This is a genomic window from Pseudomonas sp. 15A4, assembly GCF_016925575.1.
Classification (GTDB): Bacteria; Pseudomonadota; Gammaproteobacteria; order Pseudomonadales; family Pseudomonadaceae; genus Aquipseudomonas.
On sequence record NZ_CP068986.1, the window covers coordinates 4427711 to 4452287 of the forward strand.

The window sequence follows — 24577 nt, forward strand, 5'->3', positions numbered from 1 at the left end:
GGAATAAAGATTCCATCAGGAACCTCCAACCGCCTACATTTTCCGCACAACAACAGGTCTCAAAGGACACGCTGTCATGCGCGGGAATTCTCTTCCAGAACTGGGCGTCGGCCTGATCGGCACGGGTTTCATGGGTCGGGCTCATGCCCTGGCGTTTCACAACGCACGCACCACCTTCGATCTTCCCTTCAACCTCAAGCTCGTCGCGCTGGCCGATGCGGATGCTGTGCGCGCGGAACAGTGCGCAACCGGTTGGGGGTTCGAACGCAGTCAAGGCGACTGGCAGCAGTTGGTCAGCGACCCGGCGGTCAACCTGGTAGCGATCACCACGCCGAACCTGCTGCATTTCCCCATGGCGATGGCTGCTCTTGAAGCGGGCAAAGCGGTGTACTGCGAGAAGCCGCTGGCAGTGAGTCTGGAACAGGCGCGGGAAATGCAGGCGGCGGCGCGCAAGGCCGGCGTCGTGACGAGGGTGGGCTACAACTACCAGCACAATCCGATCATCGGGCTGGCGAAGCAGATGATCGAAAGCGGCGAGCTGGGGCGGATCGTCAGTTTTCAGGGGGAGTTCAGCGAGGACTTCATGGGCGATGGGCTGTCGCCCTGGTCCTGGCGCTGTGAGGAGGCCCATGCCGGCGGCGCCCTGGCGGACCTCGGCAGTCATTTGCTGGCGATGGCGCGGTACCTGCTCGGCGACGTCGACGCGGTGTGCGCGGATTCACAAACGGTCCACCAACAACGCCCGGCCACCCACGGCAGTGAGGAACGGCGGCCTATCAGCATCGATGACCAGACCTATGCGCTGTTGCGCTTTGCCAACGGCGCGCGGGGCACGTTCGGCAGCAGTTGGCTCAAGCATGGCTACAAAAATCATCTGAGTTTCGAAATCGGCGGCACCGAAGGCACGCTGTCGTTTGATCAAGAACGCTTGAACGAGCTGCGGCTGTACCGGGCAGGATCCCCCGGACGCGACGGGTTTCAGCGAATTCTGGCGGGGCCCGCGCAACCGGGGTATGCGTCTTTCTGCCCGGCGCCGGGACATCAGCTGGGGTACAACGAGCTCAAGACGCTGGAAGTGCACGAACTGATTCAGGCGCTGGGTGGGCAGGGTTCAAACGGGACCGATTTTGCCGAAGCCATGGAAGTCGAGCGCCTGGCCACAGCGATTCGCGTGGCGGCGAAGGAGATGCGCTGGGTGAGTCTTTCGGATATTTGAGCCAGGTGTCATGCCGCAGGATTGAGGGCGTTCAAACCGGCCTCTTCCCGGCTGAAGCCGGTCCCACAGTAAGAGCGCGCACCCCCTGAAACACCGCGCTCGCTGTGAGTGGGACCGGCTTTAGCCGGGAAGGCGTCAGGTGCTACACCGCGAGATTGAGGGCGTTCACACCGGCCTCTTCCCGGCAGAAGCCAGTCCTACTCCACCGCCCGCCTTGCAGGTAGAATGCTGCGCTTCCGGGCAGCCATTCTGCCCATCTGCCCGATAAGCGCCTTCCCATGCCTTTCGAACTCACCGTTGAACCCACCACCCTGCTGGTGCTGGCTGTCGTCGCCTTTGTCGCGGGTTTCATCGACGCCATCGCCGGTGGCGGCGGTCTGTTGACCACGCCTGCCCTGCTCACTGCCGGCCTGCCGCCGCACCTGGTGCTGGGCACCAACAAGCTCAGCTCGACCTTCGGCTCGGCCACCGCCAGCTACACCTTTTATCGCCGCAAGCTGTTTCACCCGGCGCAGTGGAAACGCGGGTTGATCGGTACGGCGGTGGGAGCGCTGATCGGCGCGGTCGTCGCACATTATCTGCCTGCCGAGCTGCTGAATCAGATGCTCCCGGTGATCGTGTTCGGCTGCGGGCTGTACCTGCTGTTCGGCGGCACGCCCAAAGCACCGCTGGACAGCAACGCGCCGATCAAGACCAAATGGCAGCTGCCCCAAGGCCTCGGGCTGGGCTTTTACGACGGTGTGGCCGGGCCCGGCACCGGGGCGTTCTGGACCGTCAGCACGCTGCTGATCTACCCGGTGGATCTGGTGAAAGCCAGCGGCGTCGCACGCAGCATGAACTTCGTCAGCAACGCCGCTGCGCTGATGATCTTCGCCATCAACGGCTCGGTGGACTGGGTGATCGGATTGACGATGGGCGTGGCGGTGATGGCCGGCGCCTTCATGGGCGCCAGAACCGCGATCAAGGGCGGCGCCAAGTTCATCCGCCCTGTGTTCATCACCGTGGTGCTGGGGTTAACCGTCCGCCTGGCCTGGCAACACTGGTTCAACTGAGCCTGAGCGCTGGGCAAGGTAAAGATCGATCAGATAGCGCGCAATCGAGCGACTGGCCGGCAACGGCGGCAGGTCGTGGATGCTGAACCACTGCGCGTCTTCGATTTCGTCTGCCTGGGGCACGATCTCGCCGCTGGCGTATTCGGCGTGAAAGCCGAGCATCATCGAGTGCGGGAACGGCCAGCACTGGCTGCCCTTGTACTGGATGTTCTTGACCCTCACCTGCACCTCTTCCATCACCTCACGGCGCACGCAGTCCTCGGCCGACTCTCCGGGTTCGGCGAATCCGGCCAGCGTGCTGTACACCCCGGTCACGAAACGCGGTGAACGCGCCAGCAGCACTTCGTCGCCGCGGGTGATCAGTACGATCATGCTCGGCGAGATCCGCGGATAAGCACGCAGATCGCAATGCGGGCAATACATCGCCCGCTCCCCCGTCACCTGCCGGGCCGGCTGGCCGCAACTGCCACAATAACGATGTTCACGGGCCCAGGTGCTGATCTGCGCCGCGTAGCCGAGCATCTGGAACACATCGGCGTCGTCGGCGAGCATGAACTGGCGCAGGGTTTGCCACTGCGCACCCTCTACATCCAGCGCCTGCGCATCGCGAAGTGTCTGCACGTACACCGGCTCGCCGTCAAAATGGCCAATGCCGTGCTCGTGCATCAAGGACAAATCCTGCCGCTTCAGCCACTCGCGCGGGAACAGCACGCCGTTGCTGTCCTTCAAAAAGCCCTGGTCACTCTGAACCACAGCCCAACCGCCGGGTGCCTGAACATCAAGCACGGCGGTGGTCCAACGCTTCGGGCGTGTCATGCCTCAACTCCTCTGATCACCGACCTGACCGTCTGCAGCTTGATGAAGCGCTCAGAAGCGGCAGGCAGTTATGCATTCAAATAGGTCAGTCAATTGTCGAAGACCGGCTTTTGTTTGCTCATGTGAGCCACCATCGCCAGCTTCAGGTCGGCCGATTGCAACATGGCAGCGTTCCAAGTGGCAACGTATTCGAGGCCGTCGTCCACGCTGTGATCGCGCATGTAGCCGATCATGCGCTTGCTGCCGCTGATGGCGATGGGTGATTTGCTTGCGATGTCACGGGCGATGGCGAACACGCCGTCGAGCAGCTGCGGCAGGTCGGTGAACGTGCGGTTGACCAGGCCGATGCGCAGCGCTTCTTCGGCTCCGACGTTACGGCCGGTGTAGGCCATTTCACGCATCATGCCGTCGCCGATCAAGCGCGGCAGCCGCTGCAACGTGCCAACGTCTGCCGCCATGCCCATGTCGATCTCGCGAATGGAAAACAGCGCATCGTCCGCCCCATAGCGCATGTCACAGGCGCTGACCAGATCGATGGCGCCGCCGATGCAATAACCTTGAATGGCCGCGAGCACCGGTTTGCTGCAGCGGTCGACAACGCTGAAGGATTCTTGCATCTGCAGGATCTTGCGCCTCAGCAGGCGAGCGTTGCGGCCCACATCCTTGCCCAGCTCGTTGGCTACCGACGCGAGCATCGTCAGGTCAATGCCGGCTGAAAAGTGCTTGCCGGCGCCACTGAGCACGACCACGCGGACGTCGTCGGTGTCCTCGATCCAGCGGAATATCTCGACGATCTCCTGCCAGAATGCCGCGTTCATCGCGTTGATTTTTTCCGGGCGATTGATTTGCACATGGGCAATGTGGTCGGCCAGTTCGACCTTGAACGCACTGTAGTCAGACACGATGTTGATCCTTCCGGGGGCAGACGAGGTTTATTCCTTGACGCCGGATCATAGCAAGTCAGTATGTGCGCTCGCAGGCCACGGTTCCGCCATTTGCCGGACGGCGATTACGGCGAAAACACCAGCAAATGCCACTGATCGGCCAGTAATAAACTGAACGGTCTTACCCGGTAACGGTCCAGAGTGTTGGCGATATGGGATCGGATTTTCACGACCCTGACGGCCTGGGCAGCCGAATCTGTTTTGGCGCCCGACACTTTCTCAGGTCGCAAGAGGGCGATTCTTGACTACATCAAAAGCGGCAACCGGTATCGTGGGCCTGGACGACATCCTCGCGGGTGGTCTTTCACGCAGCCACGTGTTTCTCCTGGAAGGAGAGCCCGGCACCGGCAAGACCACCGTCGCGCTGCAGTTTCTGCTGGCGGGTTCGGCAGCGGGCGAACGGGGTCTGTACATTACGTTGTCTGAAACCGAGCGCGAATTGCGCGACGGCGCACGTTCCCACGGCTGGGAGCTGGACGAGAACATTTCGGTGTTCGAGCTGACGCCTCCTGAAGACCTGTTGAACGCTGCCCATCAGCAGAGTTTGCTGTACTCCTCGGACCTTGAACTGGGCGAGGCGACCAAGCAGATTTTCGAAATTGTGGAAAAGGTCAAACCTTCCCGGGTGATCATCGACAGCCTTTCGGAAATTCGTCTGCTGGCGCAGAGTTCGTTGCGTTACCGCCGGCAGATCCTGGCGATCAAGCATTACTTCGCGCGCTACGACACGACAGTCGTCCTGCTCGACGACCTCACCACCGAGTCTCTGGACAAAACCGTGCACAGCGTTGCCCATGGCGTAATCCGCCTTGAAGGCCTGACGCCGACCTATGGCGCCGAGCGCCGCCGCCTGCGGGTGGTGAAGTACCGCGGCCAGAAATACCGCGGGGGCTATCACGACTTCAACATCATGGATAACGGCATTCAGGTATTCCCTCGCCTGGTGGCGGCGGAGCACCGTGCCGGGTATGTCAGCCGACAGCTCAGCAGCGGCATCAAGGAAATCGACGCCCTGCTCGGGGGCGGACTGGACAGCGGCTCCAGCACGGTGATTCTGGGGCCTGCAGGCACCGGCAAATCACTGATTTCTCTGATATTTGCCGCGGCGGCAGTAGCGCGCGGCGAGAAGGCAGCGCTGTTTATTTTCGATGAAGAACTGGGCCTGCTGCACACGCGGATGCGCAACCTCGGCATTGATCTTCGTGCACTTGAGGACACCGGCAATCTGCTGATCGAGCAAGTCGACGCTGCCGAGCTGTCGCCGGGTGAATTTGCCCACCGCGTTCGCCGCTGTGTTGACGAACTGGGCATCCAGACCGTGGTGATCGACAGCCTGAACGGCTATCAGGCCGCGATGCCTGAAGAGAACGCGCTGGTCCTGCACGTGCACGAATTGCTGCTCTACCTCAACCGTCATGGCGCCTCGACGTTCATGACCGTCGCCCAGCACGGCCTGGTCGGCGACATGCAGACCCCGGTGGACATCACCTACCTCGCCGACTCGGTGATCCTGCTGCGTTACTTCGAAGCGCTGGGTCAGGTCCGTCGGGCCATCTCTGTCATCAAAAAACGCACAGGCACCCATGAGTCAACCATTCGTGAATATCGCATCAGTTCGTCCGGCATGACCATCGGCAAACCGCTGGAAGCCTTTCAGGGCGTATTGCGTGGCATCCCTCAGTATCACGGTGAGAACCATCCGCTGCTGCGGGACACTGACGCGTGAGCACGCCGGGACAGCTATCGGAGCGGGCCATTATCCTGGCCCCCTCGGGCGGGACAGCCAGATCGCGTTGACGATGCTGCAGGAAGCCGGCTACCCGGCGATGATTACGGCTGATCTTGCGCAGCTGTGCAGTGAGCTGATGGCCGGTGCCGGTCTGGCAATCATCGCCGACGAGGCCCTGCGCAATGCGGACATCAACCCGCTGCTGAGGCTGCTGGCCCATCAGCCGGCCTGGTCGGACTTCCCCATCGTGTTGCTGACCCACCATGGAGGCCCGAAGCAGAATCCGTCAGCCCACTTGGGCAAAATGCTTGGCAACGTCACATTTCTGGAGCGCCCGTTTCATCCTGCGACGCTTATCAGTCTGGTGAGCACAGCCGTGCGCGGCCGTCGACGACAATACGAAGCCCGCACGCGCCTGGAAGAACTGCTGGAAAGCGAACAACGGCTGCAGCATGCACTGAAGGCTGGACGCCTGGGTTCCTGGCAGCTGGACACCGAATTTCTGGCGCTGGAGTGCTCGGACATCACCAAGGCGCATTTTGGCAGGGCCGAGCGCGACGCGCTCTCCTACCACGACTGGCTGAGTTCGGTGCATGCCGAAGATCAGCCGCGCATGCAGTCGGCTCTGCAGCACACCCTGGACAGCGGCGCGGACTTTATCATCGAATTTCGCAACGTCTGGCCGGACGGGTCGGTGCACTGGATCGATATTCGCGCACGGGCGATTCGGGCGCAGAACGGCCGCGTCAGCCTGCTTTCCGGTGTGACGTCGGACATCACCGAGCGCAAGCTGGCGGAACACCAGCTGCGCCGCCTCAACGAAACGCTGGAGCAGCAAGTCGAAGAACGCACCTCGCAGTTGCGTCATAACGAAGAAGTCCTGCGTCAGTCGCAGAAAATGGAAGCCGTGGGCCAGCTGACCGGCGGTATCGCCCACGACTTCAACAATATGCTGACCGGGATCATCGGCAGCCTCGAGCTGCTGAGGCGGCGTCTGGCACGGGGTCGCACCGACGATCTCGATGGCCTGATCGACCTCGGTGTGACGTCGGCCAACCGCGCCGCTGCCCTGACCCATCGCCTGCTGGCCTTCTCGCGGCGCCAGTCGCTCGACCCCAAGCCGGTCCTGATGAACGACTTGGTCAACTCCATGGGCGAACTGCTGAATCGCAGCGTTAATGAGAGCATCCGCCTCGACATGTGCCTTGATCCGGAACTGTGGACCGCCGAGGCCGACCCGAACCAGCTGGAAAGCGCTCTGCTCAACCTGGTGCTCAACGCCCGCGACGCCATGCCAGACGGCGGCATGCTGATGATCGAGACGTTCAACCGCCACCTCGACCGCGAGTTCACCAACGCCTACGAGAACCTGCTGCCGGGCGACTACGTGGTGCTCAGCGTGCGCGACACAGGCTGCGGGATGCCGGAGAACGTCATCAGCCGGGCGTTCGATCCGTTTTTCACCACCAAACCGATCGGCCAGGGTACCGGCCTCGGTTTGTCGATGATCTACGGCTTCAGCAAGCAGTCACACGGTCATGTCGCGATCGAGAGCCAAGTGGGCGATGGCACCACGGTGCAGCTGTTCCTGCCCCGTTATCAGGGCGCCGAACAGCAGGAGGCCCCCGCCCTTCCCAACGACACACCCCAGGCCCGTGAGGGCGAAACCATTCTGCTGGTTGAAGACGATCCGGCCGTGCGCGCGCTGGTCAGCCAGGTGCTGAGCGAACTGGGTTATGCGTACGTGGAGGCCGGTGATGCGGTCGGGGCGATTCCGATTCTGGAATCGAGCCAGCGTATCGACCTCATGATCAGCGATGTCGGCCTGCCCGGCATGAATGGACGCCAATTGGCGGACATCGGCCGACAGCTGCGGGCTGACCTGAAAGTGCTGTTCATCACCGGCTACGCGGAAAACGCCAGTGCCCGCTCGGGCTTTCTCGAGGAAGGGATGCAGATGATCACCAAGCCGTTTGCCTTTGACCAACTGACGGCCAAGGTGCGGGAGATGATCGAGATCTGAAGCAGGACGGGTTTAGACACACAAGCCGGCGATTGCCGGCTTTGTTGTTTGTTGAGGCAGGCTCAGTTGAGCAGGGTCTGGATCTGCAAATGCAGCGTTTCCATGGTGAACGGCTTGGCCAGGATCGGCGCCTTTTTGGTGATCGGGCTACCACAATCCACGATCTCTGCCGGGTAGCCACTGATGAAGATCACCTTGAGCTCCGGTCGCAGCTTGACGGCGGGCTCAGCGATCATCACGCCAGACACCCCGCCCGGCAGGCGGTAATCGGTGATCATCAGATCGAGGTGGGGTTTGGTGGCAAGAATTTCGAATGCCTGCTCCCCGTTCTCCGCCTGCAACACCCGATAGCCTTCGCCCGAGAGGTAATCGGACAGCAGCATCAGAATGAGCGGCTCGTCTTCGACGATGAGTACGACATTTTCTGCATCAGAGCTCATTTGAACGCCTTTGATCTTATAGATAGCTGCCAATACGACCATGGGCCGCGCCGGAGGTTGCGCAGATCATCAGTTATTTGATGAGGGCCTGTGGGGGGCTGACGATGGGGCGGCCTGACCGCCGAAGGATCTGTGGCAGATGGATTCAAAGGGCATCTTGCGATTCAACAGGGCTGTTGCCATCGCATCGTTACAGGCCGCGCTGGGCAGGAAATCGCCATACCAGCCGAAGCGCTGTGCAGCAGTTTTGAAAGCAACTCGTCGAAGGCGATGCAGCTCTGCCGCGAGGAAGAGCTGCAGTCACCGCAAAATCAACGCTCGAGCAGAATGCGCAACATCCGACGCAACGGCTCGGCCGCACCCCACAACAACTGGTCACCCACGGTGAACGCGCCCAGATACTGCGACCCCATGTTCAACTTGCGCAAACGCCCTACCGGGATATTCAAGGTCCCGGTCACCGACGTCGGGCTCAGCTCTTGAATGCTCGCTTCGCGGTTGTTCGGGACCAGCTTCACCCACGGGTTGTGCTGACTGATCATCCCTTCGATGTCCGCAATCGGTACATCCTTGTTCAGCTTGATGGTCAGCGCCTGGCTGTGGCACCGCATCGCACCGATGCGCACGCAAATGCCGTCGACCGGAATCGGGCTCTTGAAACGGCCCAGAATCTTGTTCGTCTCCGCCTGCCCTTTCCACTCCTCGCGGCTCTGACCGTTCGGCAGCTCCTTGTCGATCCACGGAATCAGACTGCCCGCCAGGGGCACGCCGAAGTTCTCGGTCGGAAAGCCCTCGCCGCGCATCGCCTCAGCCACCTTGCGGTCGATGTCCAGAATCGCGCTGGCAGGGTTCGCCAGTTCGTCGGCGACCGAGGCATTGATCGCGCCCATCTGCTTGATCAGCTCACGCATGTTCTGCGCACCGGCGCCAGAAGCCGCCTGATACGTCATGACGTTCATCCACTCCACCAGACCGGCCTCGAACAGCCCGCCCAGGCCCATCAGCATCAGGCTGACGGTGCAGTTGCCGCCGATGTAGTTCTTGGTGCCGGCATCCAGCTGCTGGTCGATGACCTTGCGGTTGACCGGGTCAAGGATGATCACCGCATCGTCCTGCATGCGCAGGGAGGACGCCGCGTCGATCCAGTAACCCTGCCAGCCCGCTTCACGTAGCTTGGGGAATACTTCGCTGGTGTAGTCGCCGCCCTGGCAGGTCAGCACCACGTCCAGGGTCTTGAGCTCGTCGATGCTGTAGGCATCTTTGAGCGGCGCGACATCCTTGCCCACGGACGGGCCTTGGCCGCCGACGTTGGAGGTGGTGAAAAAACCGGCTCAATGAGATCGAAATCCTGCTCTTCCAGCATGCGCTGCATGAGCACGGAACCGACCATCCCGCGCCAACCGACCAGACCTACACGTTTCATCGCAACTACACCTTAATTAAAAGTGGGGCCCCGACCGCAGAGAGCCAACGGGCTCAACCTGACAGTCGTGGGCCCGAGATATTACAGATTGCGCAGCGCGGCGACTACGGCGTCGCCCATTTCCTGCGTACCGACCCGGGCATTGCCTTCAGACCAGATGTCGCCGGTGCGCAAACCCTGATCCAGCACCCCGCTCACGGCTTTCTCGATGGCGTCGGCGGCTGTGTGCTCGCTGAAGCTGTAACGCAACATCATCGACACCGACAGAATCGTTGCCAGCGGGTTGGCCACGCCCTTGCCGGCGATATCCGGCGCCGAACCGTGGCAAGGCTCGTACATGCCCTTGTTGTTCGAATCCAGGGATGCCGATGGCAGCATGCCGATGGAACCGGTGAGCATGGAGGCTTCGTCGGAAAGGATGTCGCCGAACATGTTGTCGGTGACGATCACGTCGAATTGCTTCGGTGCGCGGACCAGCTGCATGGCAGCGTTGTCGACGTACATGTGGCTGAGTTCGACGTCCGGGTAATCCTTGGCCACCTGCTCGACGATTTCGCGCCACAACTGACTGGACGCCAGCACGTTGGCTTTGTCGACCGAGCAGAGTTTCTTGCCGCGCACGCGGGCCATGTCAAAGCCGACGCGGGCAATACGGCGAATCTCGCTTTCGCTGTAGGGCAACGTGTCGTAGGACTGACGCTCGCCGTTTTCCAGTTCGCGGGTGCCACGGGGAGCACCGAAATAGATGCCACCGGTCAGCTCGCGGACGATGAGGATGTCCAGGCCCGCCACGATCTCGGGCTTCAGGCTCGACGCATCGGCCAGCTGCGGGTAAAGAATCGCCGGACGCAGGTTGGCGAACAGGCCCAATTGCGAGCGGATCTTCAGCAAGCCGCGCTCCGGACGAATGTCGCGCTCGATGGCGTCCCATTTCGGGCCGCCGACGGCGCCGAGCAATACGGCGTCAACGGAGCGGGCAAGCTCAAGGGTCTCATCTGCCAGCGGCACGCCGTGCTTGTCGATGGCCGCGCCGCCGATGACGTCGTGGCTCAGTTCGAAACCCAGCTGGTATTTCTGACTGGCCAGCTCCAGCACCTTGACCGCCTCGGCCATGATTTCCGGACCGATGCCATCACCTGGGAGAATCAGAATCTGCTTGCTCATAAAACCCTCGTTTCAGAATATGCGTCGAGCCGGTAGATAGTGCCAACTCGGGAGCGGCAAGCTCCAAGCGGTAAGCTGCAAGAACCAGCAGTCACACCGCGGTCAACTTGCCGCTTGAAGCTTGAAGCTTGAAGCTTGAAGCTTGAAGCTGATAATTGCCCCTCAGCGAAACAGCCACGGCTGCGAAGCCCGATGCTTGCTCTCGAACGCTGCAATCGCCTCGCCGTCCACCAGGGTCAGGCCGATATCGTCCAGGCCGTTGAGCAGGCAGTGCTTGCGGAAGGCATCGATCTCAAAGCGGTACACCTTGCCATCTTCACGGGTCACGGTCTGCGCTTCCAGATCCACGCTCAACTGGTAGCCCGGTGTGGCTTCGACCACCTTGAACAGCTCATCGACCTCGCTTTCGCTCAGGATGATCGGCAGCAAGCCGTTCTTGAAGCTGTTGTTGAAGAAGATGTCCGCGTAGCTCGGCGCGATGATGCTGCGAAAGCCGTACTCTTCCAGCGCCCACGGGGCGTGTTCGCGACTTGAGCCGCAGCCGAAGTTTTCCCGGGCCAGCAAAACGCTGGCGCCCTGGTAACGCTCGGCGTTGAGCACGAAGTCCGGGTTCAGCGGACGCTTGCTGTTGTCCTGATACGGCTGACCTACGTCGAGGTAGCGCCACTCGTCAAACAGGTTCGGGCCAAAGCCGGTCCGGCGGATCGACTTCAGGAACTGCTTGGGGATGATCTGATCGGTGTCGACGTTGGCGCGATCCAGCGGAGCGACCAGACCGGTGTGTTGGGTAAAAGGCTTCATACGGGGCTCCTTATGCCTGGCTCATGGTGCGAACGTCGACGAAACGGCCGTTGACCGCTGCCGCTGCCGCCATCGCCGGACTGACCAGGTGAGTACGTCCACCGGCGCCCTGACGGCCTTCGAAGTTACGGTTGGAGGTGGACGCGCAGTGCTCGCCGCTCTCCAGGCGGTCCGGGTTCATCGCCAGGCACATCGAGCAGCCTGGCTCACGCCATTCAAAGCCGGCTTCGATGAAGACCTTGTCCAGCCCTTCCCGCTCGGCCTGTTCCTTCACCAGACCCGAGCCCGGCACGACGATCGCCTGCTTGATGGTCGACGCCACTTTACGGCCTTTGGCGATGTCCGCTGCGGCGCGCAGGTCTTCGATCCGCGAGTTGGTGCACGAGCCGATGAACACGCGATCCAGTTGAATATCGGTGATCGCCTGATTGGCCTTCAGGCCCATGTACTTCAAGGCGCGCTCGATGGAGCCCCGCTTGACCAGATCGGCTTCCTGCGCCGGATCCGGCACGTTCTGATCCACGGCCACGACCATTTCCGGCGACGTGCCCCAACTGACTTGCGGCTTGATCTGGGCTGCGTCGAGCTCGACCACGGTGTCGAACACCGCGTCGTCGTCGGACACCAGGTCTTTCCAGGCCTCGACGGCTGCGTCCCACTGCTCGGCAGTCGGTGCGAAAGGACGACCCTTCACGTAGGCAATGGTCTTTTCATCGGTCGCCACCAGACCCACACGGGCGCCGGCTTCGATCGACATGTTGCAAATGGTCATGCGGCCTTCTACAGACAGGTCGCGGATGGCGCTGCCGGCAAATTCGATGGCATGGCCGTTACCGCCGGCGGTGCCGATCTTGCCGATGATGGCCAGGACGATGTCCTTGGCGGTGACGCCGAACGGCAGCTTGCCTTCGACCTTCACTTGCATGTTCTTCATCTTCTTGGCGACCAGGCACTGGGTCGCGAGGACGTGCTCGACCTCGGAAGTGCCGATGCCGTGGGCCAATGCGCCGAATGCGCCGTGGGTCGAGGTGTGCGAGTCGCCGCAGACCACGGTCATACCCGGCAAGGTCGCGCCCTGCTCCGGGCCGATGACGTGAACGATGCCCTGACGCACATCGTTCATCTTGAATTCGGTGATGCCGTACTCGTCGCAGTTGTCATCCAGCGTCTTGACCTGCAAGCGCGACACCTGATCGACAATGGCGTCGACGCCGTCCTTGCGGTCAGGGGTGGTCGGCACGTTGTGATCGACGGTCGCAACGTTGGCGTCGATGCGCCACGGTTTGCGACGGGCCAGGCGCAAGCCTTCGAAAGCCTGAGGCGAGGTCACTTCGTGAATGATGTGACGGTCGATGTAGAGCAGCGCGGAGCCATCGTCGCGCTGCTTGACCAAATGCGAATCCCAGAGCTTGTCGTAGAGCGTTTTGCCAGCCATCAGACGGTTCCTCATCAGCGTATTTCTATGCCCCGGCCGCCGATGTCGCAATGACACCGTAAAGACCCTTGGCTTGTGGGGGAGATGCTATGGAATATGATTAAATAACTCAAATTCATATTTTTCATGCTTTGCATAACCAACAGGAATTCGAGATGGATCTGGCCAACCTCAATGCCTTTATTGCCATCGCCGAGACGGGCAGCTTCTCGGCGGCCGGAGAGCGCCTGCACCTGACTCAGCCCGCCGTCAGCAAGCGCATCGCCGGTCTGGAGCAGCAGCTGGACGTGCGGCTGTTTGATCGGCTGGGCCGCGAAGTCAGCCTGACGGAAGCCGGTCGCGCCCTTCTCCCCGCGCTTATCAGATCCTCAACGTGCTGGACGACACCCGGCGTGCGCTGACCAACCTGAGTGGCGAAGTGACCGGGCGCCTGACCCTGGCAACCAGTCACCACATTGGCCTGCACCGTTTGCCTACGTTGTTAAGGGCGTTTACCAAGACTTATCCGGACGTTGCGCTGGACATCCAGTTTCTCGATTCGGAAGTGGCCTACGAAGAAATCCTCCATGGGCGTGCGGAGCTGGCGGTGATCACGTTGGCGCCCGAGCCCCACGCGCTGGTGAAAGCCGTGAAGGTCTGGGACGACCCCCTGGACTTCGTCGCCGCACCCGAGCACCCGCTGGCCACTCAGAAAAATGTCAGCCTGGCCGACATCGCAGGCTACCCGGCGGTGTTTCCGGGCGAGAACACCTTCACTCACCACATCGTCAGCGGACTCTGCGAAGCCCAGGGCCTGAAGCCAAATATTGCCATGAGCACCAACTACATGGAGACGATCAAGATGATGGTGTCCATCGGACTGGCGTGGAGCGTGCTGCCGCGGACCATGCTCGACGAGCAAGTCACCGCCATCCCGTTGCCGGGAATTCAGTTGCGCAGGCAGTTGGGGTACATCGTCCACACCGAACGTACGCTTTCAAATGCCGCGCGGGCGTTCATGGCGCTGCTGGATGCGCAGGCTGCAGGGCTGGAGCAATCGCAGGCGCGCTGAACGCGCACAAAAAGGCGCCCCGCAGGGCGCCTTCTTACGCTGACTCGGGATCAGTGAGTCAGGGTTTTCTGAGCATTGATTTCGATGCGTTTTGGCTTGGCCTCTTCAGGCACCAGACGCAGCAGGTCAATGTTCAGCAGGCCGTTGGCCAGAGCAGCGTTCTTGACCTCAATGTGGTCAGCCAAGCGGAACGACAGCTTGAATGCACGCTGGGCAATGCCCTGGTGCAGGAAGGTCACGCCTTCCGCGGTGTTCTCGCGCTTGTTGCCCGTGACGGTCAATACGCCCTTCTCGACTTGCAACTCCAGATCTTCCTCCTGGAACCCCGCCGCCGCGATGACGATGCGGTATTGGTCATCAGCGTGTTTCTCGACGTTGTAGGGAGGGTAACTGCTGGCCGACTCGTTGCGCGCCGCCGACTCGAACAGGTCGTTGAAGCGGTCGAAGCCAACGGAGTGACGGAACAGTGGAGCCAGGGAAAATGCAGTAGTCATCTGAAAATCTCCTGATAAATCAGCAAGTGGTTATCTCCGCGACCCGACTTCGGCATCGCGTAATCCCAAAATAGGGACGGCCATTTGCGTTTCAAGAGTCCTCAAAAAAATTTTCAGGCAGCTTCCGGCACGCTCACACCGAGCATCTGGCTGATCCGCTCGCAGTCGGTTTCGCGGCGCAGGGCATCGAACAGCACGGTCGCTTCGGGGTAGCTTTTGGTCAGCAGGACCACCCATTGCTTGAGCCGGCCCGGTGCCTGAACGCGGGTCATCTTGGCCATGGCCTGCAGCCAGAAGTCTCGCAGCAGCGGCTGCAGCTCGATCCAGGTCATGGGGATGACCTCACGCCCGGCCTGAGCAGCGGCAATCTGTCGGCCCAGGTCCGGACGCGCCACCAGACCGCGACCAATCATGATGTCGCGGGGCCCGCAGATTTCCCGGCAGCGTCGCCAGTCGTCAACGGTCCAGATCTCGCCGTTGGCGATGATCGGAATCTTCACCACGTCCTGAATCTTGCCGATCCACTCCCAGTGCGCCGGCGGCTTGTAGCCGTCAACTTTGGTGCGGGCGTGAACGACGATGTGTTCAGCGCCGCCCGCTTCCAGCGCCCGGGCGCAATCAAGGGCCGGCTCGGTGCTGTCGTAGCCCAGGCGCATCTTGGCGGTGACCGGGATGTGTGCCGGCACCGCGCGGCGCACGTGGCTGAGGATGGTGTGCAGCAGCTCTGGCTCTTTGAGCAACACCGCCCCGCCCCGGGACTTGTTGACCGTCTTGGCGGGACAGCCGAAGTTCAGGTCAATGACCGGAGCGCCCAGTTCGGCCGCGAAAGCTGCATTCTCGGCCAGGCACACCGGGTCCGAACCCAGCAGTTGCACACGCAGCGGCACGCCGGCGCGGGTTTTCGAGCCCTGCAACAGCTCGGATGCGAGCTTGTGGAAGTAATGCTCCGGCAATACGCGCTCGGTCACCCGGATGAATTCGGTCACGCACCAGTCGATGCCGCCGACCTGCGTCAGCACGTCGCGCAGGATGTCGTCGACCAGGCCTTCCATGGGCGCCAGGGCAATTTGCATGGGTCACACTCGAAAAAAGTCCGGCAGTTTACGCAGAGGCCGGCGGATTGGATACGGTTTAAGCGCGCCGAACGTCAGGAGACTGTGCCGTGCAGCCCCGCCGCGTAGCCGTCGATGAACTCGCTCGGCATGCGCTTGGGTTTGCCCGACGACAGTTCGATGCAGACGAAGGTGGTTTGCGCCCGCAGCAATGTCATGCCGTCACTGGGACGTTTGAGCTGGAAGCGCCGGGTCATTTTCAGGCGTTGGTCCCAGTCGACAATCCAGGTCGCCAGTTGCAGCTCGTCATCCTGATACGCGCTGGCCAGGTAGTCGATTTCGTGACGCACCACGGCCATGGCCCGGTCGAGTCGGCGGTACTCGGTCAGGTCCAGCCCAAGTTGCTGCGAATGCCGCCATGCGCAGCGTTCGAGCCAGGTGACGTACACAGCGTTGTTGGCGTGACCCAAGCCATCGATGTCCTCCTCGCCCACCTGCAGATCAATGACGAACGGCGTTGCCAGATCCCAGACCATTTCTTCCTGCCTCCTCGGCTCATCCGGCGGGCAGTGTAACCAAAAGCATCGGACAAAACTGATGGCGGGCTTGCCTGACCAGAGATTGAGGGTGTCCCCGCTGGCGCCTTCCCGGCTGAAGCCGGTCCCACTGACTGACCGCGCGCATCTTGTAGGACTGGCTTTAGCCGGGAAGGCGTCGGGTGTCACAACGCAAAATTGAGGGTGTCCACGCTGGCCCCTTCCCGGCTGAAGCCGGTCCTACTACTGGAAAGGCTGGCGACACAGGATGTACTGCCTGACTCAGACCACCGCCGACTTCGCCGCCCTCAGCACCCGATCCGACAGTTCGCCGGGGCCCAGGGCCCGGGCGAGCGCCAGACCACCGACCATCAAGGCGATGTCGGCCAGGGTCTTGTCGGCCTCCTCCGGGCTTGCAGCGAGTTGCGCCACCATCAGTTCGACATGTTCCGCCAGGGCGTTGCGGAAATCGGCGGAGAGACGCGCCATCTCCCCGATCGCCGTCGGCAACGGGCATGCATGCTGTTGCGCGTCACGGTGCTTGCGCGACAGGTAGAACGCCGCCAGCAGCGCGCGCCGCTCATCGCCCGGTAACTGATCGTCGATCGTCGCAACCATCTCTCGGCGCTCGGCCAGCAACTGGCTGAAGGCTTCCAGCATCAGCGCTTCCTTGCTGTCGAAGTGCGCGTAGAAGCCACCCACGGTTAGCCCCGCTGCGCCCATGATCTCGTTGACGCTGGGTTCGATCGGGCCGCGCGCGATCAGCGCGGTGCTTGCAGCAGTGAGTATGCGTTCGCGGGTCTGTGCTTTTTGTCGTTCATGACCGCCTCCGGGATGATGGCGATAATATTATCCTCATCATGTGCGTTGGCAAGGACGCAACCGATGTTTGAGATCAACGACCGGGGGATGAACGACTGGAGAGACCTATCAAGGACAAGGTCTGGAACCAGACCCCGAAAAACAAAAGGGCCATTCAATAATCGAATGACCCTTGGTCTCGCAGAGCGAGAAATCGTGGCGTCCCCTAGGGGACTCGAACCCCTGTTACCGCCGTGAAAGGGCGGTGTCCTAGGCCACTAGACGAAGGGGACGCAAAACCTTCGAGCAGATTCGTCGGTGACAACATGACGAACCCTGGCAGAAATTGGTGGAGCTAAGCGGGATCGAACCGCTGACCTCCTGCATGCCATGCAGGCGCTCTCCCAGCTGAGCTATAGCCCCGACTTTACGCCTCTCGGCGGAGATCAGCTTTAACGCATCACTCGGTAAAACTGGCGTCCCCTAGGGGACTCGAACCCCTGTTACCGCCGTGAAAGGGCGGTGTCCTAGGCCACTAGACGAAGGGGACGTAACCCTTGCGTACCGCATCGGTGCTGGTTCCGAAGCGGTACAAGCTTCAAGGCAGTAAAGCGACCCTTGAAGCTTCTAATTTGGTGGAGCTAAGCGGGATCGAACCGCTGACCTCCTGCATGCCATGCAGGCGCTCTCCCAGCTGAGCTATAGCCCCACATTACACTGACAGAGAACGCCGCGTTACCGCGTGTTTCTGCGTTGCCGTGTGGACGGGGCGCATATTAAGTGCGACCCACAAAGCTGTCAAACTCTTTTTCAAACAATTCCAAAAGAATTTTCCGGGATAACAATCACTTACCGCCTCCCGCAAAAATGCACCACGCCGGGCCACCCGGCAAATGCCCCATGGCCCGGCGTCGTTCAGCCAATAGCGCCGAGCAGCTTTTCCCACTCTTTGTTCTCTTTCTTGGACACGCCGCCCAGCATGTCCAGCGCCTGGCGCAGACGGAAACGGGTCAGGTCCGGTCCGAGAATTTCCATCGCATCGGTCACTGATACCGAGTTTGCCTGACCGGTGATGGCGGCAAACATCAGCGGCATGGCATCGCGCAGCTTCAGTTCAAGGTGCTCGACCACGGCCTGAATGCAACCGGTGATCTTGTCCTTCTCCCACTGCCGCAGGGATTCCAGCTTCCACAGGATAAGTTGAATAACCTGACGCACCTGTTCCGGCGACAGCTTCTTGTGCTCGAACAGCTTGACGTCCGGCGTCACGCCACCGGCGAAAAAGAAGCCGCCCAGTGGCGCAATCTGACTGAAGGTTTCGACGCGACCCTGAACGTGGGGCGCGATCTTCATCATGTAGTCGCTGTTGAACGCCCATTTCTGCACGCGGCTGGCGAACTCTTCCACCGGCAGCTCACGCAGCCACTGGCCGTTCAGCCAAGAGAGCTTCTCGATGTCGAAGATCGGGCCGCCGAGGGAGACGCGGGTCAGGTCGAAGTGTTCGACCATTTCGTCCAGCGAGAACTTTTCGCGCTCGTCCGGCATTGACCAGCCCATGCGGCCCAGGTAGTTGAGCATCGCTTCGGGCATGAAGCCCATGCGCTCGTAGAACGTCACCGAGGTCGGGTTCTTGCGCTTGGACAGCTTGCTCTTGTCCGGGTTACGCAGCAGCGGCATGTAGCACAGCGCCGGTTTTTCCCAGCCGAAGTATTCGTAGAGCAGGATCAGCTTCGGTGCCGACGGCAGCCATTCTTCGCCGCGCAACACGTGGGTGATGCCCATCAGGTGGTCGTCGACGACATTAGCCAGGAAGTAGGTCGGCAGGCCGTCAGTCTTCATCAGGACCTGCATGTCCATGCGGTCCCAAGGGATTTCGACTTCGCCACGGAGGATGTCCGGCACCACGCAAACACCTTCGCTTGGCACCTTCATGCGGATCACATGGGGTTCGCCAGCGGCCAGGCGGCGCTCGACTTCTTCTTTCGAGAGCAACAGCGCGCGGCCGTCGTAGCGCGGGGTTTCGCCACGGGCGGTCTGCTCGGCGCGCATCTGGTCGAGCTCTTCGGCGGTGCAGAAACACGGGAAGGCATGACCGGCGTCGACCAGTTGCTGCACGTACTTCTTGTAGATGTCGCCGCGCTCGCTCTGGCGATACGGACCATGGGGACCACCGACATCGGGGCCTTCGCTCCATTCGATGCCGAGCCAGCGCAGAGCGTCGAAAATCTGTTGTTCGGACTCGCGGGTCGAGCGCAGTTGATCGGTGTCTTCAATGCGCAGGATGAATTCGCCGCCATGCTGCTTGGCGAAGCAATAGTTGAACAGCGCGATGTACGCCGTGCCAACGTGGGGGTCGCCGGTGGGCGATGGCGCGATGCGGGTGCGAACGGTGGTCATGGAAAATCCCGGATAGGTCGAACAAGCCGCGAATGTTAACAGGCGCGGCCTGCGCGGCTCCAGCGTCGGCGCTTGATGGACCCCAGAATCGTGTCGATCGCAGGACAGGCGGCCCCGCCCTCGCCGCCCGGCACGCGCTGCAACGAGTCTTGCAAGAAATGCCCCGCCATCAGTGGCGGTCATGCATGGCCGGTGACGATCTGATCCGCCCGCTGTGCTCAACCCGGATTTCGCCGGGCCACAGTTCAATCAGATTCAGATCGTGCGGGCGCGGGGCCAGCCGCTGATCGTGGTGACCAATTCCCTCAACGCAACGGCGTTCATCCAGCCCCAGGACGCGGGGTCGGCGTCGAGTCTGTCTTCATCAGGCATTTCTTTGTCATTCACAGGAATGTAGGCATCGGGGTTGTAGTCTCTTTCTGAAAAGCGCGGAATCCGCTCTTTTTGTGTTTCTGTGTTCAGACAACGCAGCTCAAAGACCTTAAATTACGGCGTCTTTCACTGAGCGGATCAAAGAATGTCTGACGCACTCTGGGCCGCTCGGGTGGGCGATGCCTTATCGCACACCTCAATGATGGCCGACATCCTCGGCGGCGTGCTGGAAGTGGCCGCCAACGTCGCCATCGGCGCGCTGGCCACCGCTGCGGTGGTCGCGGCAACGGGGATTACCGTAGCCACTGGCGGCATCGGCGCCTGCGTGCTGGGCGCGGTGGTCGGACTGGTTGTCGGCGTGGTGATGAGCAAAACCGGCGCCGACAAGGGCCTCAGTTCGTTGTGCGAGGACATCGGCAACGGCCTGTTCCCGCCCACGCCTCAGGCCACTATTACGACCGGCTCCACCGACACCTTCATCAACGGCATTCCCGCCGCGCGGGCGGCAGGGAGCGTGCCGTCGACGCTGGTGCCTGCGGGTTCACCCGACAGCGCAGAAGCCGAGGAACCCGAATCCCCGGAGGAACCGGGCTTTCTCGACATGGCCAAGGGCTTCTTCGCGCAGATGCGGCGCCCCACTGTCGCGACGCCGGGCCCGGGCGTTGTGCCCAAGCCGCTGGATCTGGTGCTCTGCACGCGTCACCCGCCGATGCCACCCCAGATGCTCGCCGAAGGTTCGGACAAGGTCACCATCAACGGGCAGCCCGCCGTGCGCAGCGGCGATCGCAGTACGTGCGACGCGACAGTCGTGTCCTCGGGGTTGATCTCGCCCAACGTGCGCATCGGCGGCGGCAAGGTGGTGGTGCGGGAAATCCGCAGCGGCAAGACGCCCGGGGTGGGCCTGGCGATCACTGCGCTGATGATGCTCAAGGGCAGCAAGGGCAAGTTCCTCAGCAACCTGCCGTGCATGCTGCTCAGTGGCGTGAACGCTTTTGTCGTCAGTTCGGCCATGGGCGCGTTGACCAACGCCATCGCCGGTTCGCCAAACCCGGTGCATGCCGCCACCGGCGCCAAAGTCCTCGGCGGTGTTGAAGAGCTGGACTTCGTGCTGCCGGGCATCCTGCCCATTGAGTGGCAGCGTTTTTACAGCAGCCGTGACGAGCGCCGCGATGGCCTGTTCGGCGCGGGCTGGAGCGTGGCGTTTGAGGTCAGTGTGCGCATCGAAGCCCATCCGGAGGGTGGCGAACGGCTGATCTACATCGATGAGCAGGCGCGCAGCATCGACATGGGGGCGATCCCACTCGGCGGCGCGGTATTCAGCGCAGGCGAAGGGCTGGCCGTGAAGCGGCATGGCAATGGTCAGTTGCTGATCGAGAGCGAGGACGGGGTTTATCGGCTGTTCGAGCCAACGTTAAGCGGTTCTTCATTGCTGCGCCTGACTCAGTTGGGCGACCGCAACGACAACCGCATTTATCTGGATTACGACGCTGAAGGTCGGCTTATTCAACTGCGCGATACCTTCGACGCATTATGCGTATCGCTGGCGTATTCGGCGCAATGGCCGCGTCGGGTTGAGCGTATCGAGCGCCTGTTCAGCGACCAAACCCGGGAAGTGCTGGCGAGCTATGCGTACGACGCTGTCGGCGATCTGGCCGAGGTACGCGATGCGCTTGGAGCGGTACAGCGACGTTTTGCTTACGACAGCGGGCGACGGATGGTCGAGCATCAACTGCCGACCGGCTTGCGCTGCTTTTATGATTGGGCGCTGAGTGATGGGCGCGAATGGCGCGTGGTTCGTCACTGGACTGACGAGGGCGATGAGTACCGCTTCGACTATGACCTGGGTGCTGGCAGCACGCAGATCACCGACAGCCTGAACCGGCGCAGCACGCGCCTGTGGAACAGTCAGCACCAGATCACCGAGTACACCGACAATCTCGGCCAGACCTGGCGGTTTGGCTGGAACGACGAGCGCCAGTTGCTCGGCGCGACTGATCCCTTGGGCGGACAGTGGTCGTACCGCTACGACGACGCTGGCAATCTCTCAGCAACGGAAGACCCGCTCGGGCGCAGTGACTCTACGGTATGGCTGGAGCATTGGTCGCTGCCCCTGGTCGAGACCGACGCTGCCGGCAGCAGTTGGCAATACCGCTATGACCCGAGGGGCAACTGCACCCACGAGTCCGATGCGCTGGGCCATGTCACACGCTATCGCTACGACGAACGTGGTCAGGTGATCGAGATCACCGATGCGGCCGGCAAGCGCAAACAGCTGCGCTGGAATGAATTCGGTCAGTTGATCGAATACGTGGACTGCTCAGGCTATCCGACGGCATTCAGTTACGACGTGCACGGTCATCTGCAGAGCGTCACCGACGCGCTGGGGGAGCCCACGCTTTATCAACACGACGCCCAGGGCCGGCTATTGCGCAGCCAGTTGGCGGACGGTCGGGTTGAACACTACGTGCGTGATGCCAGCGGATTGCTCACCGGCTATACCGATCCGGCCGGCCATACCACCCGCTATGAGTACAACAGCCGGGGTCAGGTGCGTCAGCACGTCGACGCCCACAATCGCCAGGTTCAGTTCAACTATGACGCCTATGGCCGGCTGCGGGCGCTGACCAACGAGAATGGCGAGCACTATCGCTTTGCCTGGGATGCCACTGATCGGCTGGTGGCGCAGCAGGATCTGGATGGCAGCCAGCGGCGCTATGGCTACGACGCGCTGAGTCATCCGGTTCGCGTAGAGCAGTTGCCTGCGCCTGATGAAACCCAGCGTGTTGCGGATTCGATTGTTCACTCACTGGAGCGCGACGGGGCGGGTCGCCTGATTGCCAAGGTCACTGGCGACGGGCGTACTGAGTACCGCTACAACCCCCTGGATCAGCTGATTGAGGTCGCGTTTACTGATGAGCTTGGTCAGCAACAGACGCTGGGGTTTGCTTACGACGCGATGGGGCAGTTGCTCAGCGAGCACACGGCGGCTGGCGTGCTGCAGCATCACTACGACGAACTGGGGAATCTGACTCAGACGCAACTGCCCGACAGCCGCTGGCTCAATCGCCTGCATTACGGCAGCGGTCATCTGCACCAGATCAATCTCGACGGGCAGGTCATCAGCGACTTCGAGCGTGATCGCCTGCATCGCGAGGTGCTGCGCAGCCAAGGGCAGATCAGCACGCGCAGCCAGTACGACCGCACGGGGCGTCTGCGTTCCCGGTTACGTCGGGCCACGCATCAACCGCCGCAATTGCCTGCCGAATCGAGCAGGGAATTTGAATACGATCCCGCCGACAACCTGATCGGACGACTGAATCGCAACCGCCAGCGTGACCAGCGAACGCTGCTGCACTACGACGCCACGGCACGGATCATGGCCAGTCAGGACAACCTTCAGGGAAACAGCGAAACCTTCGCCTACGACGCCGCCGCCAACCTGCTCGACGGCCCGCAATCCGGTGCCGGGCGGGTCGTGCACAACAGACTGCTGACGTATCAGGACAAGCGTTATCGCTACGACGGCTTCGGGCGGATGATCGAAAAGCGCAGCGCCCGCCACGGCACCCAACGGTTTGCCTACAACGCCGACAGCCGTTTGACCGAAGTGCACAACCCCAACGGCCACGTCGTGCGCATGAGCTACGACCCGCTGGGCCGACGCATCGGCAAAAGCGAACACGACCGAAACGGCCAATTACTCGGCGAAACTCGCTTCACCTGGGACGGCCTGCGCCTGCTGCAAGAACAACGCAACAGCCTGACCAGCCTGTACGTCTACGCCGACGGCAGCCACGAGCCCCTCGCCCGCATCGACGGCGACGGCGCCTTGCAAAAAATGCGTTATTACCACAACGACCTCAACGGCCTTCCCGAACAACTCACCGAAGCCGACGGCCACCCCGTCTGGCACGCGCGTTATCAGGTCTGGGGCAACACCGCCGAAGAGGCCCGCGAACCGTATTTCATCGAGGAACAGAATCTCAGATTTCAGGGCCAATACCTTGATCGCGAAACCGGACTGCATTACAACACCTTCAGGTTCTACGACCCGGATGTGGGACGGTTCACGACGCCGGATCCGATTGGGTTGGCGGGTGGGATTAATCTCTATCAGTACGCGCCGAATCCGGTTGGGTGGGTGGATCCGTGGGGTTGGAGTTGCAACCCCAACAAGAAGACGTCCTATCAGGCGACAAGCAGAAGGGATGCGTTTCGACAATTAAAGCGTGATGCCGGTATTCCAATCAGCGCAGCTCCAACAAGGCTTTATAGACAATCGCTTGATGATGGATACGGCAGTCCGGTTATGAAAAATGGACAACCTGTGATGACAAGAAACTATGAGTACGACAATATCAGGGGTAACAAAATTACTATTCAAGAGCACAGTTACGGCCACTCGAAGGCAACACATATGCATGGCGCAGAACCACACTTCAACGCTCGGCAGGGAGATAACCTCCGCTCCGGCTCAGCGGACGGCACTCACGGCCACTACAATTTTGGCACCGAAAAATGAACATAATCGACTGTATCTATAACAACACGTTCCTTAAAAGCATCTTTCCTGAAGGACTCACGGATACTGCACTCATTGCGCACATCGGCTTGGACCCAAACTCTGAGTTCAGTCTAAACATCCATACACGACAGAAACCGTCTCGAGAGATACCCAAATGGGGCGCTTGGGGAGTGAATTACGACACTGTCGTCATCGTGATGCTAGGCACGGGGATTGATGACATAGAAATTGCGGATTGGAACAAAATCGATTACGGCAATATGGAGTGCGAATTACGCGACCGCAAATTTTGTATCCAAACCAAAG

At 61.2% G+C, this 24577-nt stretch carries 15 protein-coding genes, 4 tRNA genes and 4 pseudogenes; 7 read left to right on the plus strand and 16 right to left on the minus strand.

The annotated features are described in order from the left end of the window. The first annotated feature begins 76 nt into the window (after positions 1-76). Both JN403_RS19500 and JN403_RS19505 read left to right on the plus strand, forming a co-directional pair. The gene (locus tag JN403_RS19500; RefSeq protein ID WP_205483897.1) at positions 77-1216 is read left to right on the plus strand and encodes a Gfo/Idh/MocA family oxidoreductase; all 1140 of its coding nucleotides are present in this window, start codon (positions 77-79) and stop codon (positions 1214-1216) included. Between the two features lie 278 nt (positions 1217-1494). Next, positions 1495-2268, plus strand: coding sequence for a TSUP family transporter (locus tag JN403_RS19505; RefSeq protein WP_205483900.1), 774 nt, complete (start codon positions 1495-1497; stop codon positions 2266-2268). On the opposite strand, the gene nudC is transcribed toward JN403_RS19505, so the two are convergent. Next, positions 2230-3084, minus strand: a complete 855-nt coding sequence (nudC, locus tag JN403_RS19510) for an NAD(+) diphosphatase (protein ID WP_205483903.1) — start codon at positions 3082-3084, stop codon at positions 2230-2232. The two genes, JN403_RS19505 and nudC, sit on opposite strands and share 39 nt — an antisense overlap. A gap of 89 nt (positions 3085-3173) precedes the next feature. Then, on the minus strand, positions 3174-3986 hold the full coding sequence (locus JN403_RS19515; RefSeq protein WP_205483905.1) for a crotonase/enoyl-CoA hydratase family protein: 813 nt from the start codon (positions 3984-3986) through the stop codon (positions 3174-3176). A 283-nt stretch (positions 3987-4269) separates the two neighbouring features. Between JN403_RS19515 and JN403_RS19520 the strand changes: the two genes are divergently transcribed. Further along, positions 4270-5754 (plus strand): ATPase domain-containing protein, encoded by a 1485-nt coding sequence (locus JN403_RS19520; protein WP_205483908.1) that lies wholly within the window; start codon positions 4270-4272, stop codon positions 5752-5754. Continuing rightward, positions 5751-7780: pseudogene (locus JN403_RS19525) on the plus strand (response regulator). The gene JN403_RS19520 and the pseudogene JN403_RS19525 overlap by 4 nt, the downstream one beginning before the upstream one ends. A gap of 62 nt (positions 7781-7842) precedes the next feature. On the opposite strand, the gene JN403_RS19530 reads toward JN403_RS19525, so the two are convergent. The 5 genes and pseudogenes from JN403_RS19530 to leuC form a co-directional block, all read right to left on the minus strand. After that, positions 7843-8220 carry a response regulator gene (locus JN403_RS19530; protein WP_122538696.1) on the minus strand — a complete coding sequence of 126 codons (378 nt, stop codon included), beginning with the start codon at positions 8218-8220 and terminating at the stop codon, positions 7843-7845. 311 nt (positions 8221-8531) lie between these two features. Further along, positions 8532-9643, minus strand: a pseudogene (gene asd / locus JN403_RS19535) (aspartate-semialdehyde dehydrogenase). 81 nt (positions 9644-9724) lie between these two features. Beyond that, positions 9725-10807: a 3-isopropylmalate dehydrogenase gene (leuB, locus tag JN403_RS19540; RefSeq protein ID WP_205483911.1), complete on the minus strand. Its 1083-nt coding sequence runs from the start codon at positions 10805-10807 to the stop codon at positions 9725-9727. A gap of 162 nt (positions 10808-10969) precedes the next feature. After that, positions 10970-11608, minus strand: a complete 639-nt coding sequence (leuD, locus tag JN403_RS19545; protein WP_074885036.1) for a 3-isopropylmalate dehydratase small subunit — start codon at positions 11606-11608, stop codon at positions 10970-10972. Between the two features lie 10 nt (positions 11609-11618). Continuing rightward, on the minus strand, positions 11619-13043 hold the full coding sequence (gene leuC / locus JN403_RS19550; RefSeq protein ID WP_205483913.1) for a 3-isopropylmalate dehydratase large subunit: 1425 nt from the start codon (positions 13041-13043) through the stop codon (positions 11619-11621). Positions 13044-13198: 155 nt separating this feature from the next. Here leuC and JN403_RS19555 point away from each other — a divergent pair. Further along, positions 13199-14094 (plus strand): annotated as a pseudogene (locus JN403_RS19555) (LysR family transcriptional regulator). Between the two features lie 50 nt (positions 14095-14144). Here the strand turns inward: JN403_RS19555 and JN403_RS19560 are convergent. The 9 genes from JN403_RS19560 to gltX form a co-directional block, all read right to left on the minus strand. Continuing rightward, on the minus strand, positions 14145-14588 hold the full coding sequence (locus tag JN403_RS19560; RefSeq protein ID WP_122538320.1) for an Hsp20 family protein: 444 nt from the start codon (positions 14586-14588) through the stop codon (positions 14145-14147). 113 nt (positions 14589-14701) lie between these two features. Then, on the minus strand, positions 14702-15661 hold the full coding sequence (locus JN403_RS19565) for a tRNA-dihydrouridine synthase (protein ID WP_205483915.1): 960 nt from the start codon (positions 15659-15661) through the stop codon (positions 14702-14704). A gap of 74 nt (positions 15662-15735) precedes the next feature. Then, positions 15736-16176 (minus strand): thioesterase family protein, encoded by a 441-nt coding sequence (locus JN403_RS19570; protein ID WP_205483917.1) that lies wholly within the window; start codon positions 16174-16176, stop codon positions 15736-15738. Positions 16177-16458: 282 nt separating this feature from the next. Beyond that, the gene (locus JN403_RS19575; protein ID WP_205487529.1) at positions 16459-16965 is read right to left on the minus strand and encodes a TetR/AcrR family transcriptional regulator; all 507 of its coding nucleotides are present in this window, start codon (positions 16963-16965) and stop codon (positions 16459-16461) included. 229 nt (positions 16966-17194) lie between these two features. Then, a tRNA-Glu gene (locus JN403_RS19580) sits at positions 17195-17270 on the minus strand. A gap of 54 nt (positions 17271-17324) precedes the next feature. After that, positions 17325-17400: transfer RNA gene (locus JN403_RS19585), tRNA-Ala, on the minus strand. A 51-nt stretch (positions 17401-17451) separates the two neighbouring features. Further along, positions 17452-17527, minus strand: a tRNA-Glu gene (locus JN403_RS19590). A gap of 83 nt (positions 17528-17610) precedes the next feature. Continuing rightward, positions 17611-17686 (minus strand) — tRNA-Ala (locus tag JN403_RS19595). A 206-nt stretch (positions 17687-17892) separates the two neighbouring features. Further along, the gene (gene gltX, locus JN403_RS19600) at positions 17893-19374 is read right to left on the minus strand and encodes a glutamate--tRNA ligase (protein WP_205483919.1); all 1482 of its coding nucleotides are present in this window, start codon (positions 19372-19374) and stop codon (positions 17893-17895) included. A 214-nt stretch (positions 19375-19588) separates the two neighbouring features. On the opposite strand from gltX, the pseudogene JN403_RS25660 reads away from it, so the two are divergent. Beyond that, positions 19589-19732, plus strand: a pseudogene (locus JN403_RS25660) (hypothetical protein); the annotation flags it as partial. Positions 19733-19891: 159 nt separating this feature from the next. Next, positions 19892-24268 carry an RHS repeat-associated core domain-containing protein gene (locus JN403_RS19605; protein ID WP_205483921.1) on the plus strand — a complete coding sequence of 1459 codons (4377 nt, stop codon included), beginning with the start codon at positions 19892-19894 and terminating at the stop codon, positions 24266-24268. The last annotated feature ends 309 nt before the right edge of the window (positions 24269-24577 follow it).